Source organism: Malacoplasma muris (genome assembly GCF_046774425.1).
GTDB classification, from domain to species: domain Bacteria; phylum Bacillota_I; class Bacilli_A; order Mycoplasmatales; family Mycoplasmoidaceae; genus Malacoplasma; species Malacoplasma muris.
Window position 1 is genome coordinate 455,365 of sequence record NZ_CP177248.1, and the last position, 17,891, is coordinate 473,255.

Sequence of the window (17,891 nt, forward strand, 5' to 3'; positions counted from 1 at the left end):
AATATATGAATCTTAATAAAACAACAGATTATGTATTATTAAAAGCTGTAGACAAGTCAGAAGAATGTGTTGCAGACAAAAAATTATATGAAACTAAAACTTCAAAATGTGGAAAGGAAATCTACTTTGTTTTAGATAGAAATTCTAAAAGATTAGATTTTCCAAGAATTGCTGATTATTTAAAAAGATTTTCAGAAACTTCAAAGAAAAATTTAAATGTTTGTCTTGATAGTTTTGTAAGTTTTATTAAAGAAGCAGGTCAAACATTTGATATGATTTTGACTGTAGTATCATCAATTTCATTTTATGAAAAACCAACTTTTAGCTTAAAAACAAAAAAAGAACCAGTTTATGATATAAATTATTTAATTAATGAAGATCATATTGATTTATTTAATGAGGTTGTTGTAATCAAAGAAGCACAACATTTTTGTAGAACATTACAAGATATGCCAAGTAATTTTTTATATCCAACTGAATTTACTAAACGTGTAAAAGAATTGTTTAGTGATGTTAAAGATAAAGTTAATATTGTTGAGTTTGATAAGGCAAGAATTAAACAAGAAAAAATGAATTTATTATTAGCTGTTAATGCAGGTAGTATTCGTGAACCAAGATTTATGTATATTGAATACAAAAACAATCCAGAATCTGATGAATATTATGGTTATGTTGGTAAAGGTATAACATTTGATGCTGGTGGAATGAATATAAAAACTGCAAATCATATGAGATGAATGAAGTTTGATATGTCAGGAGCAGCAACAGTTGTTTCTACTCTTTATGCATTAGCAAAAAATAATGTTAAAACAAATGTAGTTGCTGTTGTTTGTTTAACAGAAAATTTAGTTAGTCCAACTTCTGTAAGACCAGATGATGTTATCATATCTCACAGTGGTAAAACTGTTGAAATAGATAATACAGATGCTGAAGGAAGATTAGTGTTAGCTGATGGACTGTCATTTGCGGCAAGAAATTTAAAAGTTACAAAGCTTGTTGATGTTGCAACATTAACTGGTGCTATGTTATATGCTTTAGGAGATACTTATACAGGTGTATGAAGTACATGTACTTGCCAATGAAAAACTTTTGAAGAAATAGCATATAAATCTGGTGAATATGTGTGAAGATTACCACTTCATGAAGACTTTTTAAAACCTTTAGAATCAAATATTGCAGATATTGCAAACTCAGTTAGTGATCCACGTGCTGGTAGTTCTCGTGCTGCATGTTTCTTGAAAGAATTTACTAATGATTTACCATACATTCACCTAGATATTGCAATTACAGCAGATGTAAAGCATATTGGACATGGTACAATGGTAAGAACATTATATAATTATGCAAAAAATCAAAACTTCAACTAATGATTCTAATGTTATAGATTCTAAGAATAAAAAAAATGTATCATCTAATAACCCTTTCTCAAAACTTATTAAATTCAATAAAGAAAGTTATTTTAATGGAAAAACAAAAGTTGATAAAAATGTTTTTATAAAAAAAATAATAGTTATAGTTTTTGTCTTTTTAATAATGGTTGGTTCTATTATTGGTGCTGCTTTTGCTATTATTGAAGCAAAAAAATCACAAGAAAATAATAATCAACCAGCAATAACTAATTCAATTGATAGTTTTGTTGAAAACAAAATGAAATAAGCATTTTAATACAATACATATTTTGTGTATTGTATTTTTTATTCTAATAATCAAATTTATTTAATATTGTATGGATTTTATAATAATATAATGTTATTGGTTTTATTTTATAGGACGAATATGAAAATAAATAAATTAACAACAACTTTTTTAATAAGTGTATTCACAATTCCAGTGATAGTTTCTACACAATCTTCAACTTTTATGAATGCTAATAATTTAATTAATAGCAATCAAAAAAGTATTAATAATGAAACTAATGATACATTAAATAATACTAATGTTTGAGAACAAACAATAAAAGATTCATCTAATAATACAAATGTAAAAGTATTTTTTTCAAACACTGCTACAGCTGTTTTTCAAGAGTTTTTAGTTACTATAAATTATATGTTGCAGTCTAATCAAAAAAGAACAGGAAGTGATGAAATTGTTTGATTTTTAGATGCTCAAATTTATGACCCAAAAAAATATAATTTTGATTATTATATATCTAATTATGGTCCAAGTAGTAATGGACAAGCAAGTGATTATAATTTTGCCTTATGATCAAGAATTGCAGGGGGGGGGGGTTCTAATGAACCAACTGGAAATAAAGATGATGATTATATTTTTGGACCCACTAGTTATCAAATAGATAATTTTTTAAAATATTATACTGATAAACATGGTGAGAATGTAAAATTTGATCTTTGAGTTTCAGATATTGTTTTAGAGTGATTATGAAGAGAAGGGATAGCACCAACAGAACCATCAAGTTTTTATAAATTGTTTAAGCATATAAATAAAATAAATGTTGTTACAGATGGTAATTGACAAACCTTAAATTTGGCTAGATTGATGATAGAAAGATTAAATCAGCCAAATTATATCCAACTTACTGATACTGAAATAGAAAATCAGTTTAAATTATTTCAAACAGATGTTGATAATTCTCATTATAATACATTTAAATCTCACACTCTTTTTGACTATATTCAATATGAAAAAATGTTTACAATATTTCATACAAAAAGTTATACTAATTCACCATATTATAAATATCCTCAAGGTATGAAAATGTATTTTGCACATACTATTGATTATGATTATGTATCAATGGCTAATAAGTTTTTTGCAAATGATAAAACAAAACATGATAAATTTATATTAGATTTTGAAACATTTTTTAATATGCAAAATAATAAATCCATTTCTGATTTTGTATGAAAAAATATAGAAAAATATGATCCAAAGAAAAAGAATATTATTTGAATGGGTGATTCATTAATATCTGAAGATAGATATAAATATAAAGAAAAAGAAGATGAAATAAATAAAATTGTTGAAATTTATACTAAAAAATTTCCACAAAGTGAATATAACTATTTTATAAAACATCATCCATCTCTTACAAGAGAATATCAACAAAATTTAACAAAATACATGTTTAAAGATTATGTTGATCCAATATATATGGATGTATTTCCTTGAGAATTATTTTTATCTTGAGATCATAAAATGCAAAGTAATGCAAAATCTACAAATATTGAATATCAGCCATTTTTTAGTAGTACATCTAATAATAATGAAAATCCACAAACAAAATTAGTTGGAATACAGTATACTACAACTACAATTCAAACAACAGCTTTTTATCTATCAACAACTTATGGTATGAGTATTGATAATATTAATAAATCTGTTGGTGTTGGTGATTGACCAATACCAATGACATTTGATATTGTAGAAAGAACAACACAACCACCTACTGATTTAAATCAACAATTACAAATAAATATATCCAAAATTAAAAATATATATGATCCATTTGTTGAATTAAATGCTTTTCCAAATTTGGATAACAACATCATATCAACAGATGAATATGTAAAAAAATATGGCAATATAAATAATGATTCTACCAATTCTAATAATTCTTCTCAAACATCAAATACTCACATAATTATAATTGTTGTAACTACTTTGATTGCTGTTTCTATTGCTGTTGCAACTGCAATTATTATTTTAAAAAAGAAAAAAATAAAGCAATAAATATTTGCATAAATTTCTAATAAAAAATTCATAGTAATTTAATAACTATGAATTTTTTATATTAATATTAATTTATTTTTTTTAATAGTTTTGCTGGTACTCCAGCATATACTGAATTACTAGGTACATTTTTTGTAACAACAGCTCCAGCTGCTATTATTGAATTTTCTTCAATTGTTACACCTTGTAATATAGTAACATTAGCTCCAATTCATACATTATCTTTTATGATAATTGGTTTTGGGATAATAGTTCCTCTTTTTGTTGGATCAAAACTATGATTTAGTGTTTCAAAATTACATCTTGGACCTATATAGCAATTTCTACCAATTGTTATTCCTCCATGGTCTTGAAAATGACAGCAATGATTAATAAATGTATTTTCTCCTATTGATATATTAATAGCACAATCAAAATAGATTGGCGGGAACACTCTCACTGTTTTTGCAATACTATTTGAAGTTAGTTCATTTAATAAATTATTAATTTCATCATCACTAATACATGTGCTCATTTTATTTTCATAATATCTTGCTCTAATTGCAAGTTTATTTATGAGCTCACTAAAATGAGTGTTTATATCAACTGGCAATTGTTTATTTAAATGTTCTTTTAATTCTTGAACATCTTTAGTATTAATTATCTCATTTATATTTTTATTCATATATTCCTCTGTTAATTTAATGGTTTTCTATTTAATATAAATCTTTTTCCAGTTCCAAATTCTAATGAATACTCACTTCCATTTCCATTTGTTATGTCTAATATTAATTGCAAATGAGAATAATATTCATTTTGTGAACTGTGAGCATAGAATTCTATATCATTTGATTTTGCTATTGATATATCATTTGTTCCTAATTTAAAATCATTTTTACTTAAAAATAATGGAATACTACCATCACAACATCCAGAACCTTGATATATAATTATCTTTCCATTTTCTTTTTCAAGTTTGCTTATTAAATCTATAGCATTTTTTGTAATGATAAATTTCTCTTTTACAAATACCTCATTATATGATAATAAAATACCACCTAATAAATTTTACTATTATTTAATTGTGAACTTAAAATTATTATTATTTTTTTTTGGCTTTATTCATAAATGTATTTAAACAATTGTTGCATTGTTTTTTTTTTTTTTTTTTAATTATAATTAAATGAAACAATTGTAGAAATGAGATTTTAATTATGAGAAAGATGTTTCAAAAAAATATTTTTTATTCATTATTAACAATAACACCTTTAGTTACAACATCTTTTATATTTTGCTCTAATTTTAATTATGATTCAAAATTTAATTTTAATAATAGTTTGAATTTTAGTGAACAAACATTTAATGGAGAAGTTATAAAAGAAGATTTTTCTATAAATCAAACTTTACCATCAAAACTTGACCCAAGAGAAAGTTTACCATACAAAGCTAAAGTTAAACATCAAGGTAATAGTCCTTTATGTGGTGCATATTCTATGTCAAGTGCTATGGAATGAAATCTTATTAAAAATAATATTGATGCTCAAAATGTTGCAACAAATCTTGATTATTCAATTAATCCAAAACATCTTTGATTTACATATGCTAACAGAACAAGCGAATATGATAAATTAAATTTAACTTATAATGATATTAATAATGATGTAAAAGTAAATCTTACTGGAATTTTTCCAGAAAGATTAAGCACAAAACTTTCTCAATGGGTTGGTCCTGTTTATAATAAGTATTTATCTAAAGGTGGTTTAGAAAATATTTTTAATCCTGTTGCTGTGCATTTTGATAAACAACTTTCTGTTAATAGTAATGAAATTGATAGCATAAAAGAGTTAATACAAAAATATGGTTCTGTTGTTTTCTCATATAATGTACACAAATTAAATACAAACACTAAATATATATCTTTATCTAAAGGAACAATAAATCATGCATCAATTATAATTGGATGAGATGACAGCATTCCAAAAGAAAGATTTGCTTCTTCAACAGTAACTAGAGATGGTGCTTGAATAGTTCAAAACAGTTGAGGTGATTCAGCACATAACAATGGCTGTTATTATGCATCATATGATTCATATTTGAAAAATGTTTTTGCTATTGACCTTTCTAGTAAAGCTAATAAAAATGATGAATATAATAATAATTATTTTTATGATAGTAAAATGATTTCAAATACTAATTTAGTAAATGCTAATAGTAATGAATATGCTGCAATATTTCCTTCTTTAAAAACATCTTATAATAAAAAAGAAATATTAAAACAAATAGGTTTTGAAATTTCAGGAAACAATGTTGAAGTAGAAGTTGATATATATAAAAATTTACAAGGTATTAAATTTGGTCTTCCTAATTCAACTGATAATATCCCAACAAATGGCGAATTAGTGAGTAGACAAATTGCAAAATATGAATATCCTGGATACTATGCTTTAAATTTACCTACTCCAATAGAATTAGAACCAAATCAAAATTTTAGTGTTGTAGTTAAAATTTTAAAAGGTGAAGGAACTAAAGTTGTTAAAAGTACATATGAACCAAATTCATATAATGATATGACTTTTTATAAAGATGCTTCTGGAAATTGAATTAATGCTATAAATTGTGGAAAAAATGTAGCAATGATTAAAGCTATGACAATTAATGAAGATATAAAAAATTATGATGCAAACAATGCTTTGGATTTATCATATGGGCAAATAAAATTTAATAAACATGAATATGAATATTCACAAGATTTTAGTAATGAATTAAATTTTGATATTTATATGGATAAAACAAAGTTAACAAAAGATGTAGATTATTCTATTAAATCTATAACTCATGAAATGGGTGCAAAAGGCACAGAGTTTATTTTTAAAGAAAATATACCTATGTCAAATGGTGTGTTAACAGTTGAGGGTAAAGGAAAGTATAAGGGAATTTTAAGTAAAGATTATATAATAACTCCATCTCCAATTCCAGATTTATTAGGTAATGGTGTATATAATGAAACTACTAGAAAAGTAGACATTTCTATCAATTCTGGCACTACAAATTATTCTCAATTGAAATTAAACGGCAATTGAAAATGAACATTTCCAGATAAAGAAATAAGTTTGGATACTCCAGATGATAATTACATTGAATATATTGGAAATGATAAAGATTATTTTCTTAGAACGCAAATACCAGTTTCTATTTCTGTTTCTACAGATGGTTCTGGAGGAATTAAACCAGTTGATCCACCAAATCCCCCAACTACTGTTCAAAAAGATATTAGTGTTAATTCAACAATAACTATTGATTCAAATACTAAATATTATTATTCAGGAAATTCAATTGAACCAAATATTTCTGTAAGTTTTGAAAATAACACTTTAGTAGCAAATCAAGACTATAAATTAACTTATGAAAATAATGTTAACCCAGGTGTAGCTACAATTACAATTAATGGTATTGGTAATTATACAGGTCAAAAAACTATTAATTTCACAATTGAAAAAGCAGAAAATGAAATTACAAAATTTGAATTTGATCAAAATAATAATCCAATTGGTGAATCTAAATTTGGTCAAGTTAAATTTAGATATTCAAAAGATAAAACATTTTCAAATGGTGTTATTTATGATAAATGTCCACAAGAAGAAGGAATTTATTATATTCAAGCTTATGTAGAAGGAACAAGTAATTATAATGAGATTGTTTCAAAAAATGTTTTGTCAGTTAAAGTTGATAATAATGGTTTTATAAATAACAACCAAAATGATGAAAACTCTAGTTCACAAAATAAAACCAATAATAAATTATCATCATTAGAAATAATTATTATCAGTGCTTCTATTATTATAGCTATTTCTATTATAAGTGTTAGTAGTTTTGTGATTTGAAAAAAATTATCTAAAAAAAATAAATTGGGTAAATAATTTAAATTAAAGATATTAATAATCAATAATTGATTATTAATATTTTTTATTGTGCTATTAATTAAACATAATCTTTTTTACATTATGAATTTTTTATTAAATCAGTGATAATCCATATTATGATATATTTGTTATGAATGCAAAAGATTACTTTTTAATAAATGAATTTACAAAAATAAAATTTCCATTATTTGCAAAACTAACTCTTATCTATTTTAATTTTATTTTTTTAAACATTTTTAAAGCTTGATTCAAACCATTTTCAGATAGAGAATATATTTTTAAATATTTTAGAAAATTAATGATTGTTTCTTCAGTTGTGTGAGTACTATCACTATTTTTATTTATTGCAATTTCTAATACAATGCTATTAATAACTTTAATTCATCAAGAACTGAATTTAGGAGTGCTAGGTATACTTTTAGGTTATACAATACCATTAGCAATTGTTTTAATTTTTAATTTTATTTACCAACCTATAATTTTGATGAGTTATCAAAAGAAAATAAAAAACCATTATATTAATTATCTAAAGAATGACTTTAATCATAATATTATCGATACATTAGAATATCAAGAACTATTTATTGATAATAAAAAAATATTATCAAATATTAAAAATAATTTATTTAATAGTTCTAAATGGAGTTTGTTTTATAGTGAATCATTTGATTATAAAAAAAATAGTAAAGATGAATTAAAAGCGATTTCATGTGATAACAGTTTTATTGGATCAATGGCTTTAAAAAACATTTTTTTATTTACATCACCAATTTGATATATTTCTTTAATTTACAATTTTATGGATAACAATAACAAAAAGAAATTGAATATAATTGGTTGAATTTGATATCTTATTAGTTGTATTCTAATTATTATTGCAACATCAATATTTATTTTATTTTTAATAGCAATTTTTAATAATTATTTTTTTATTTCTTTAGAAAATATAAAAACTCTAATTCCTATAGTAGTTTGATTTGTGCCTATTATATATGTTTTTGTTGTGCATTTATTAGGATTTGTTGTTAGTACAATTATCAAGAATAATTTTTTACAAAATATAAATAATCAAAGTACAAATTGTTAGAATATTTTATAAAGTAAAAATTACATAATGTTATACTATAAGTAGTATTTATAATCATTTGCTGGTTATAGGTATTATTTAAAATCAAGTTTGATTAAAAATTAAAAGTTATACAATTTTATAAAATATAAATTTTAATAGTGCAATATTTGATAATCATAGTTTTGTTTATTTATATAAAAATAATTTATTAGTGTTTTGACAAATATAAATTTTCTTTAATATTTTGATATCAAATATAGTTAATTTAAAAAAATTTAGTATGGAGAATAAAAATGAAAATTAATAAATTATTTTTAAGTTGCATCGGAATTGCTAGTATTGGAACTTTATCAACAATAATTTTAACAAATTGTTCTGATAAAGATGCTTCTTCAAAAAATACTATTTTGAATAATAAAGAAAAATACTCTTATCAAGAAATGAATGGGAATAAAGTATATACATTTCAATCAATAAAATTTCCAGACCAATATGCAAATAAAACAGCTGATGAAATAAAAAGTGAATTTGGATATCAAGAAATAAGTACTCCAGCTAAAAATTTTACAAATTTGAGTTTGATTGAAACATGAATAAGATCAACTCAATTAACAAATATGGGTGTAAAAGATAATAACCCAGTAATTGTTAATTTTGATGCTAATGATTTTAATTATAGTTACTTACCTCAAGTATCTTATGCAAGTCTTACTGTTGCTGAGACTATGGTTATGATAGCTTTTCAAGAACAAGCAAGTGATAGTAATGGTTATATTCTTTATGGGTTTGTTTGAATGAAGGGCATTTCTCAATAAGGGAATGATTCTATATAGGATGTAAAATCAAATCAATTAATTTAAAACAATAAATTCAAACTAATATATTTTTATTGTGAATAAAATAGGTTTTTTATAGTTAATTTAAAAAAATAATTAGGAGAAAAAATGAAAATTAATAAATTATTTTTAAATTGTCTTGGAATTGCAAGTATTGGAATTTTATCAACAGTAATTTTAACAAATTGTTCTTCTAGTAACAAAACTTCTTCAAGTGGAACTTTACTAAATAACAAAGAAAAATATTATTTTAATAATGTAAATGATGTTAAATCATATAATTTTTTATCATGAAATTATCCAAGTCAATATGCAAATAAAACAGTTGATGAAATAAAAATTGAATTTGGATATTAAGAAGGAATTACAGATAAAAATTTTACAAACTTTGCCCTATTTGGAACTTGAGTGGCAACATCTGAATTAACAAATAGTGATCCAAATAACACAACAGTTTCTGTAAATTTAAACTCAAGTGATCTTAATTATGATTATTTAAATACAATAAGTAGTGCAAAATTTGTTATAGATGATAGAAGTGTTACAATACTTTTTACAGAAAAATCAAATGGAGTAATTGTATATTTGTATACTTTTCAGTGATTATTGCAAAAACAAAATTAATTATTTTATAGAGCAACTAAAATTTAATTAATTAGAAAACTATAAATAATTAAAACATCTATCTATTTTTACAAAAGTAAAAGTAGATTTTTTTATTAAATTTATAAGAATAAATAAAAAATTTACAGAATAGGACTTGTCTTTTTTTTTTTTTTTTTTGATATTATGAGTTTGGTAATTTAAAAAAAGAGAGGAAAAAAAGTGAAACTAACTAAAAAAATATTTTTAAATTCTTTTTTAATTACTAGCATAGGAATAACAACTATAACTTTAGTAAGTTGTTCTAGTTCAAATCAAAATTCACATCAATCATTTTTAGTTATTAAAAATAAATATTCATATTCAGGAACAAAAAATAACAAAACTTATTCATTTGGGGGCACAATGCCTGGTGGATATGAATCTGCAACAAATGAAAAAATATTAAATTTATTTGGTTATAAACCAGAAGGATATCCTAATTATGGAAGTAATGTTGTAAAAAATTTTTCAAATTTTGATTTGTTTAGATTGTGAACAAAACAATCTTCATTATTAGATTTGAATAATACAGATATTATATTTGATTCAAATGATTTTAATTATTCTTATTTAAATAAAATGGTTCAAGCTATAATAGTTTCTGCTTCTAGTGGTACTAGTGGTATTGGTATACGTTTTACAGAAGAACAACCAGATTCTGTTATAAATTATGTTTTTGCTTGAGCTAGATAATAATTAAATGTTATTTCCTATTATAAATAGTAATTTTAAAATAATTTATACTTAAACTAAAAGATGTAATTCATATATTTGAATTGCATTTTTTTATTTAAATACAAATATTTATTATTAATATTTCATTAAAATTCTTTATATGTTTTATAATAGTGTTTTGGACTATAATACTGTCTTTGGAGATATAATGCTATGTCAATAATTACTGTTAAAAATTTATCTCACTCTTTTGGAGAAAAAGAGATATTTAAAAATGCTGAATTTAAATTAACTAAAGGTGAACATATTGGTTTAATTGGTCAAAATGGTAGAGGAAAATCAACTTTTATGAAAATATTAGCAAATGAATTTTCTCCTGATGAAATTGATATTTATAGACACCCTAAAGTAAGAATTGGATATATGGATCAACATACAAAATTAGAAGAAGGAAAAACTGTTTTTGAAACACTAAAAAGTGCTTTTAATTGAATGATTGAATTAGAACAAGAAATGATTGATTTGTATGAACAAATGACAACAGCAGATGATAGTGAACAAGAAAAATTAATGACAAAAGCTGGCGATATTCAAAATACTCTTTCATATAATGGTTATTATGAAATTGAAGAAAAAATTAAACAAGTTTCAAGTGGATTAGGTGTTGATAGTTTTGGGTATGATACTGATGTTTCAAAGTTATCTGGAGGACAAAGAACAAAAATACTTTTATGTAAATTATTATTAGAAGCTCCAGATGTATTGTTACTTGATGAACCTACAAACTTTTTAGATGAAAAGCACATTGAATGATTAAGAAATTATTTAATAAATTATGAAAATGCTTTTGTAATAATTTCTCATGATGTTCCTTTTATTAATAGTTTAATAAATGTTGTTTATCACTTTGAAAGTTATAAGATGGTAAGGTATAAAGGAAATTATGATAACTTTATAAAAGTATATGAATTAGAACATCAAAAAACTATTAATGCATATAATAGACAACAAGATGTTATTCAAAAAATGGAAACTTTTATTGCTAAAAATAAAGCTAGAGCTTCAACTACAGGTAGAGCAAAATCAAGACAAAAAATGCTTGATAAAATTGAAAGAATTGAATTACCTCCAACAAATAAACCAGCAAATTTTAATTTCACTGAATCAAAAGCACCATCTAAAATTGTTTTGAATGTAAATGATGTAATAACTGGTTATAACCAACCATTATCAAATAAAATAAATTTTCAGCAATTAAGAAATGAGAAAATAGTTATTATTGGTGCTAATGGTATTGGTAAAACAACATTACTTAAAACATTGATTAGTGAAATTAAACCATTAGATGGAACTATAGTTTTAGGAGATTATGTTAACTTTGGTTATTTTAAACAAGAAGATAAATATGATGATACTTATACTTGTTTTGAGTATGCTTGAAACAATTTTCCATTTGAATTAAGAACTCAACAATATATTCGTAAAGAACTTGCAAAAGTTGGTTTATCAAGAGAACATATTGAATCAAAAGTTAAAAATTTAAGTGGTGGAGAGCAAGCAAAATTGAGATTATCAATTTTAATTAATAATCCATCAAATGTCTTGGTTTTAGATGAACCAACAAATCATTTAGATAAAGAATCTAAAAATAATTTAAAAAAAGCTTTAATAGATTATAATGGTACTTTAATATTTGTTTGTCATGAACCTGAATTTTATAAAGGTCTTGCAACAAAAGTGTTTGATGCATCAGAATGATCATTAATAAAAAAATAAATATGATATAGGAAGTTTTATGAAAAAGAATATTTTAGGAATTATTGGTTCTCAATATGGAGATGAAGGAAAAGGAAAATTTATTGATTTGCTATCTGAAGATTATGATGTAATTGTAAGATATCAGGGTGGAGACAATGCTGGTCATACAATAGTGATAGATGGGAAAAAACATAAATTAAGATTAATCCCTTCAGGTATTTTTGCCAACAATAAAGATATAGTTATAGGAAATGGTGTTGTTATAAATTTAACTACATTATTTAGTGAAATAGATTATTTAATTGAAAATAATATCTCAACATCAAATTTATATATTTCAAATAAGGCACATATAATATTTGATTTTCACATTGAATTAGATAAATTAAATGAAGAAAATAAGGGATCAAATAAAATAGGTACAACGTGTAGAGGAATTGGTCCATGTTATACAGATAAAGCTGCAAGAATTGGAATTAGAGTTGCTGATTTATTTGATTTGGATAGTTTAAAAGAAAAAGTGAATTTAATTTTATCTGAAAAAAATCAATTATTTGCAAAATACAATAAACCAATTTTTGATGCTGAAAAAGTTGCAAATCAATATTATTTATTGGGTCAAAAAATTAAAGATAAAGTTATTGACTGTAGTGTATTTTTAAATAATGCTATAAACAATGGTAAAAAGATTTTACTTGAAGGTGCTCAAGGTGTATTGCTAGATATAGATCATGGTACTTATCCATTTGTGACTTCATCAAATGTTACTAGTGCAATAGCTGGTGGATCAGGAATTGGAATAACTAAAATAAATAATTTATTAGGCATAGTAAAAGCATACACATCAAGAGTTGGATCTGGTCCTTTTGTAAGTGAAATTCATAATGAATTAAGTACTTATATTAGAGAACGTGGTAATGAATATGGCACTGTTACAAAAAGACCTAGAAGAATTGGATGAATTGATATTGTTGCTTTAAAATATGCTATTAATGTTTCTGGAATTAATGAACTTGCTATTACATTAATTGATGTATTAAGTGGAATAGATAAAATTAAGTTATGTGTTGGCTATATGTATGAAGGAAAGGAAATAAACTATATCCCTCCAAGTAATAATGAATATAGCAAATGTGATCCAATTTATATAACAATTGATGGTTGAAAAGAAGATATTTCAGATTGTAAAGATGTACATTCTTTACCTGAAAATTGTAAAAAATATTTGTTATTAATTCAAAAATTATTAGCAACAAAAATTTCATATATTTCAGTTGGACCAGATAGAAATCAAACAATTAAAGTTGGTAAATAATAATGATTCAAAGATATGAGATAAAAGAGATTTCAGAAATATTTAGCAATAAATCTAAATTAGAAAATTGATTAAAAATAGAACTTTTAGTTTTAGAATATTATTCTAAAATTAATAAAATATCAGAATCAGATTTTTTATTTTTAAAAAATAATTTAAAAATAAATGAAGATAAAATTAATGAATTGGAGCAAATTACAAAGCATGATGTTATAGCTTTTATTGAATCTTTAAATCTATGTGTTGATAGTGATATAAAAAAATGAATTCATTTTGGTTTAACATCAACAGATGTTGTAGATACTGCTAATGCTTTAGCTTTTAAAGAGGCAAATAAAATAATTCTTAACTCAATTAATAGTTTGTTAAAGACAATTAAAAAATTGGCTTATAAATATAAAATGACTTATCAAATGGGAAGAACTCATGGAATACATGCAGAAGTAACAACTTTTGGTTTAAAAATGGCATTATGATATGATGAATTAAATAGACATAAAAAAAGATTTATAAATGCTGCAAATGAAATTCAAGTTGGAAAAATTAGTGGTGCTGTTGGTACATTTGCAAATACAGGAATTAAACTTCAAGAATATGTTTGTAAAAAATTAAAAATTAATTCTGCAAATATTTCTACACAAATTATTCAAAGAGATATTCATGCAAATTATTTTAGTGTTTTAAATATAATAGGATTATCTATCAATAAATTTGCAACAGAATTAAGACATTATTCAAGAACAGAAATTAATGAAGTGAATGAGTTTTTTTATAAAAATCAAAAAGGTTCTTCTGCAATGCCACATAAGAAAAACCCTATTACTCTTGAAAATATTTGTGGTTTATCAAGATTATTATCAGGATATAGCTTAACCATTAATGAAAATGTTAACTTATGAAATGAAAGAGATATTTCTCATTCATCAAATGAAAGAGTAATTTTTTTAGATGCTATTACAATTATTGTTAATATTTTAAATAAATTTGAAAATGTTTTATCAAATATAATTGTTAATAAAAATAATATGTTGAAGAATATTAATTTAACTTACAGAACATGTTTTAGTCAAACATTATTATTAAAACTTATTGAAAAAAATAATTTTGATTCACGTCAAAAAATTTATGAGCTAGTACAAAAAATAGCTTTTGATTCTTATAACAATAAAATAGATTTTGAAAAAATGTTATTAAATTCTGAAATTAGAAATTATTTAGATGAATTTGAAATCAAGAATATTTTTAGTAAAGAATATCATACAAAATATATTAATGAAATTTATAAAAGAGTGTTTGAAAATGGAAAATAATTTTGAAAAAATTTTAGTTACTAATGATCAAATAAATAAACGAATAATTGAATTAGCACATGATATAAATGAATATTATAAAAATACTAACAATATTTTAATGGTGCCTATTTTAGATGGATCAATAGTTTTTGCTGGTCAATTAATACCTCATCTTAATATCGATATGACTTTAAAATCAACTAGAGTTTCTTTATATAATAACAATACTTCAATTGATAGAAGTAAGATTAATGATGTAAAAATTGATTTTGATTTAAATTTGATTAGAAATAAAGATATATTAATAATTGAAGATTTAATTGATACAGGTAATACATTAAATATATTAAAAAATTTTTTTATTAAAAATGGAGCAAAATCAGTAAAAATATGTATTTTATTTAAAAAAGAAATTAATCCAAGAGATGTTGAAGTTGATATTGACTGATTTGGTTTTTTAGTGCCAAATCAATGAATTGCTGGTTTTGGAGTTGATAGCAAAGCAAAATATAGAAATTTTAAACACTTAGGTATAGTTAAAAAGGAATTTCAATAGTATAATGAAAATTAATTAATTGTTTATTAATTTTCTTTAACATCAATAGAATAGAAAAAATATAGTTGTTAAAGTAATAATTATAAATTTATAAAGGGGTTTATAAATTATGAAGGGTATTAACAAAAATAGATTTTCTATCTATTTTTCTTTTAATATGTTTTTTGCAATTTCATTTGTAACTTCAATTGCTGTTCCAAATTTTAATTGCAATTCAATAACAAATACAAATGCAAAGTCATCATCTGTTGATAATAACACTAATACAAATGCTACTCAAGAAACTAGTGTATGACAAAAAACAATAGAAGAATCATCTGGAAACACAAATGTAAAAGTATTTTTTACACGTAATGCTACAATTGCTTTTCAACAAGCATTAATTGCAACAAATTATATGTTACAAAGCAAAGATCAAAGAACTGGTTCTGATGAAATTGTATGATTTGTAGATTATGACTTATATGATTCTAAAAAGTATAATTTTGATTATTATAATTTAACATATGGACCTAATTTAAATGGTTCTAGTAATTTTAATTTTAGTTTATGATCAAGATTAGGTAAAACACCATCAAATGAAAGCAATAATACAAGTGATAATTATCGAGTTATGCCTAGTGATTATCAAATAGGAAATTTTTTAAATTACTATATTGATAAATATGGTCAAGATGTTAAATTTGATGTATGGATTCCAGATATTTCATTAAAAGATGTGTGGAACTCTAGTATATCACAAAATTCTCCAACTAGCTTCTATAGATTTTTTAAACATGTTAATAAATTTAATATAATTTCTGATGGGAATTGACAAACTTTAAATTTAGCAACAAATATGGTTGATAGATTAAACAAAAAAAATTATGTTCAATTATCTGAAACTGATTTAGATCAAATGGTATCATCATTTCAAAATGATGCTAATGATCAAATGTATAGTACTTTTAAACAATATGATTTATATGATTATTTACACTATAGTAAAATGTTTACAATTTTTCATACAAAAAGTTATACAAGTTCTCCATATTATAAATATCCAAAAGATAAAATATTTTACACTGCACATTCAATAGACTATGATTATGTTTCAATGTCTAATAAATTTTTTGCAAATGATAATATAAAAAAAGAAAAATATGTATATGATTTTGAATCATTTTTTAATATTCAAAATAATACTTCTATTAGTGATTTTGTTTGAAAAAATATTGAAAACTATGACCCTAAAAAGAAAAATATTGTCTGAATGGGAGATTCTTTAATTAGACCAGATTCTAATGGAAATGAAATTTATAGATATCCAGAAAAACAAGAAGAAATAAATAGTATTGTTGAAGCTTATATTCAAAAGTTTCCAGTTAGTGAATACAACTATTTTGTAAAACATCATCCATCATTTAGTCATGAGTATCAAGAAAATTTAAATCAATATTTATTTAAGGATTTAATTGATCCAATTTGTATGAACCCTTTTCCTTGAGAATTGTTTTTATCTTGAGATCATAAAATGCAAACCTTAAATAATCCAACAAATGTTTATTCTCCTTTCTTTAGTGAAACATCAAATAATGACAAAACACCATTTACTAAATTAGTTGGTATTCAATATACAACTACAACTATTCAAACAACAGCTTTTTATTTATCAACAACTTATGGAATGAATCTTGAAAAGATAAATAAAACTGTTGGATTAAATGATTGACCTATTCCAATGACATTTGATATTGTAGAAAGAACTACAGGATATTTTGTGAATCCATTTGACCAATATCAGATAAATTATAAAAAAATTGAAAAAATTTATGCTCCATTTTATGAGTTACAAATTTTCCCAGATTATAGAAATAAAGTGCTTTCATCTTATGATTATATTAATGAATTTGGTAGCCATAGCTTTATACTTAAAGTGGCTTATACACCACAATATTTTGCTACTATTGCTTTAATTTCTATTTTTGCATTATCTTTATTTATTACAGTTTCTGTATGTTTAGTTAAAAAACACAACAGAAATAAAGCAACAAATAAATAAAATATATTTCATTAAATTTTAATAAATATTTAAATTCACAACTATAAGGTTGTGAATTTTTTATTTAATGTTAACAATATGTGTAAATAAAATAATGATTTAGAAATTTGTAATC

The 17,891-nt window shown here is 23.1% G+C and carries 16 protein-coding genes; 14 read left to right on the forward strand and 2 right to left on the reverse strand.

Going from position 1 to position 17,891, the window contains the following annotated elements; all coding sequences use genetic code 4:
- Window positions 1-5: 5 nt before the first annotated feature.
- The 3 genes from ACLFO7_RS01800 to ACLFO7_RS01810 all read left to right on the forward strand — a co-directional run bounded on the left by ACLFO7_RS01800 (window position 6) and on the right by ACLFO7_RS01810 (window position 3,690).
- On the forward strand, window positions 6-1,367 hold the full coding sequence (locus ACLFO7_RS01800) for a leucyl aminopeptidase (RefSeq protein WP_412032646.1): 1,362 nt from the start codon (window positions 6-8) through the stop codon (window positions 1,365-1,367).
- A complete protein-coding gene (locus ACLFO7_RS01805; protein WP_412032647.1) occupies window positions 1,342-1,656 on the forward strand; it encodes a hypothetical protein in 315 nt (104 codons plus the stop codon). Before ACLFO7_RS01800 ends, ACLFO7_RS01805 begins: the two co-directional genes overlap by 26 nt.
- Before the next feature lie 120 nt (window positions 1,657-1,776).
- Window positions 1,777-3,690 (forward strand): hypothetical protein, encoded by a 1,914-nt coding sequence (locus tag ACLFO7_RS01810; protein ID WP_412032648.1) that lies wholly within the window; start codon window positions 1,777-1,779, stop codon window positions 3,688-3,690.
- 67 nt (window positions 3,691-3,757) lie between these two features.
- On the opposite strand, the gene ACLFO7_RS01815 is transcribed toward ACLFO7_RS01810, so the two are convergent.
- Together ACLFO7_RS01815 and ACLFO7_RS01820 are read right to left on the reverse strand one after the other, a co-directional pair.
- Window positions 3,758-4,354 (reverse strand): DapH/DapD/GlmU-related protein, encoded by a 597-nt coding sequence (locus tag ACLFO7_RS01815; RefSeq protein ID WP_412032649.1) that lies wholly within the window; start codon window positions 4,352-4,354, stop codon window positions 3,758-3,760.
- An 11-nt stretch (window positions 4,355-4,365) separates the two neighbouring features.
- Window positions 4,366-4,734: a DUF779 domain-containing protein gene (locus ACLFO7_RS01820; protein ID WP_412032704.1), complete on the reverse strand. Its 369-nt coding sequence runs from the start codon at window positions 4,732-4,734 to the stop codon at window positions 4,366-4,368.
- A gap of 149 nt (window positions 4,735-4,883) precedes the next feature.
- Here ACLFO7_RS01820 and ACLFO7_RS01825 point away from each other — a divergent pair, with 149 nt between their 5' ends.
- The 11 genes from ACLFO7_RS01825 (at window position 4,884) to ACLFO7_RS01875 (ending at window position 17,776) form a co-directional block, all read left to right on the forward strand.
- Complete coding sequence (locus ACLFO7_RS01825) at window positions 4,884-7,586, forward strand: lectin like domain-containing protein (protein WP_412032650.1); 2,703 nt, start codon at window positions 4,884-4,886, stop codon at window positions 7,584-7,586.
- 133 nt (window positions 7,587-7,719) lie between these two features.
- Window positions 7,720-8,676, forward strand: a complete 957-nt coding sequence (locus ACLFO7_RS01830) for a hypothetical protein (protein WP_412032651.1) — start codon at window positions 7,720-7,722, stop codon at window positions 8,674-8,676.
- Between the two features lie 275 nt (window positions 8,677-8,951).
- Window positions 8,952-9,473 carry a hypothetical protein gene (locus ACLFO7_RS01835; RefSeq protein WP_412032652.1) on the forward strand — a complete coding sequence of 174 codons (522 nt, stop codon included), beginning with the start codon at window positions 8,952-8,954 and terminating at the stop codon, window positions 9,471-9,473.
- A 129-nt stretch (window positions 9,474-9,602) separates the two neighbouring features.
- On the forward strand, window positions 9,603-9,851 hold the full coding sequence (locus ACLFO7_RS01840; RefSeq protein WP_412032653.1) for a hypothetical protein: 249 nt from the start codon (window positions 9,603-9,605) through the stop codon (window positions 9,849-9,851).
- A gap of 51 nt (window positions 9,852-9,902) precedes the next feature.
- The gene (locus tag ACLFO7_RS01845) at window positions 9,903-10,118 is read left to right on the forward strand and encodes a hypothetical protein (protein WP_412032654.1); all 216 of its coding nucleotides are present in this window, start codon (window positions 9,903-9,905) and stop codon (window positions 10,116-10,118) included.
- Window positions 10,119-10,319: 201 nt separating this feature from the next.
- Complete coding sequence (locus tag ACLFO7_RS01850; protein ID WP_412032655.1) at window positions 10,320-10,832, forward strand: hypothetical protein; 513 nt, start codon at window positions 10,320-10,322, stop codon at window positions 10,830-10,832.
- Window positions 10,833-11,027: 195 nt separating this feature from the next.
- Window positions 11,028-12,590, forward strand: coding sequence for an ABC-F family ATP-binding cassette domain-containing protein (locus ACLFO7_RS01855; RefSeq protein WP_412032656.1), 1,563 nt, complete (start codon window positions 11,028-11,030; stop codon window positions 12,588-12,590).
- A gap of 19 nt (window positions 12,591-12,609) precedes the next feature.
- Window positions 12,610-13,887: an adenylosuccinate synthase gene (locus tag ACLFO7_RS01860; RefSeq protein ID WP_412032657.1), complete on the forward strand. Its 1,278-nt coding sequence runs from the start codon at window positions 12,610-12,612 to the stop codon at window positions 13,885-13,887.
- Between the two features lie 2 nt (window positions 13,888-13,889).
- Window positions 13,890-15,197 (forward strand): adenylosuccinate lyase, encoded by a 1,308-nt coding sequence (purB, locus tag ACLFO7_RS01865; RefSeq protein ID WP_412032658.1) that lies wholly within the window; start codon window positions 13,890-13,892, stop codon window positions 15,195-15,197.
- Window positions 15,187-15,735, forward strand: a complete 549-nt coding sequence (locus tag ACLFO7_RS01870) for a phosphoribosyltransferase (RefSeq protein WP_412032659.1) — start codon at window positions 15,187-15,189, stop codon at window positions 15,733-15,735. The genes purB and ACLFO7_RS01870 overlap by 11 nt, the downstream gene beginning before the upstream one ends.
- A gap of 109 nt (window positions 15,736-15,844) precedes the next feature.
- A complete protein-coding gene (locus tag ACLFO7_RS01875) occupies window positions 15,845-17,776 on the forward strand; it encodes a hypothetical protein (protein WP_412032660.1) in 1,932 nt (643 codons plus the stop codon).
- Window positions 17,777-17,891 lie beyond the last annotated feature (115 nt).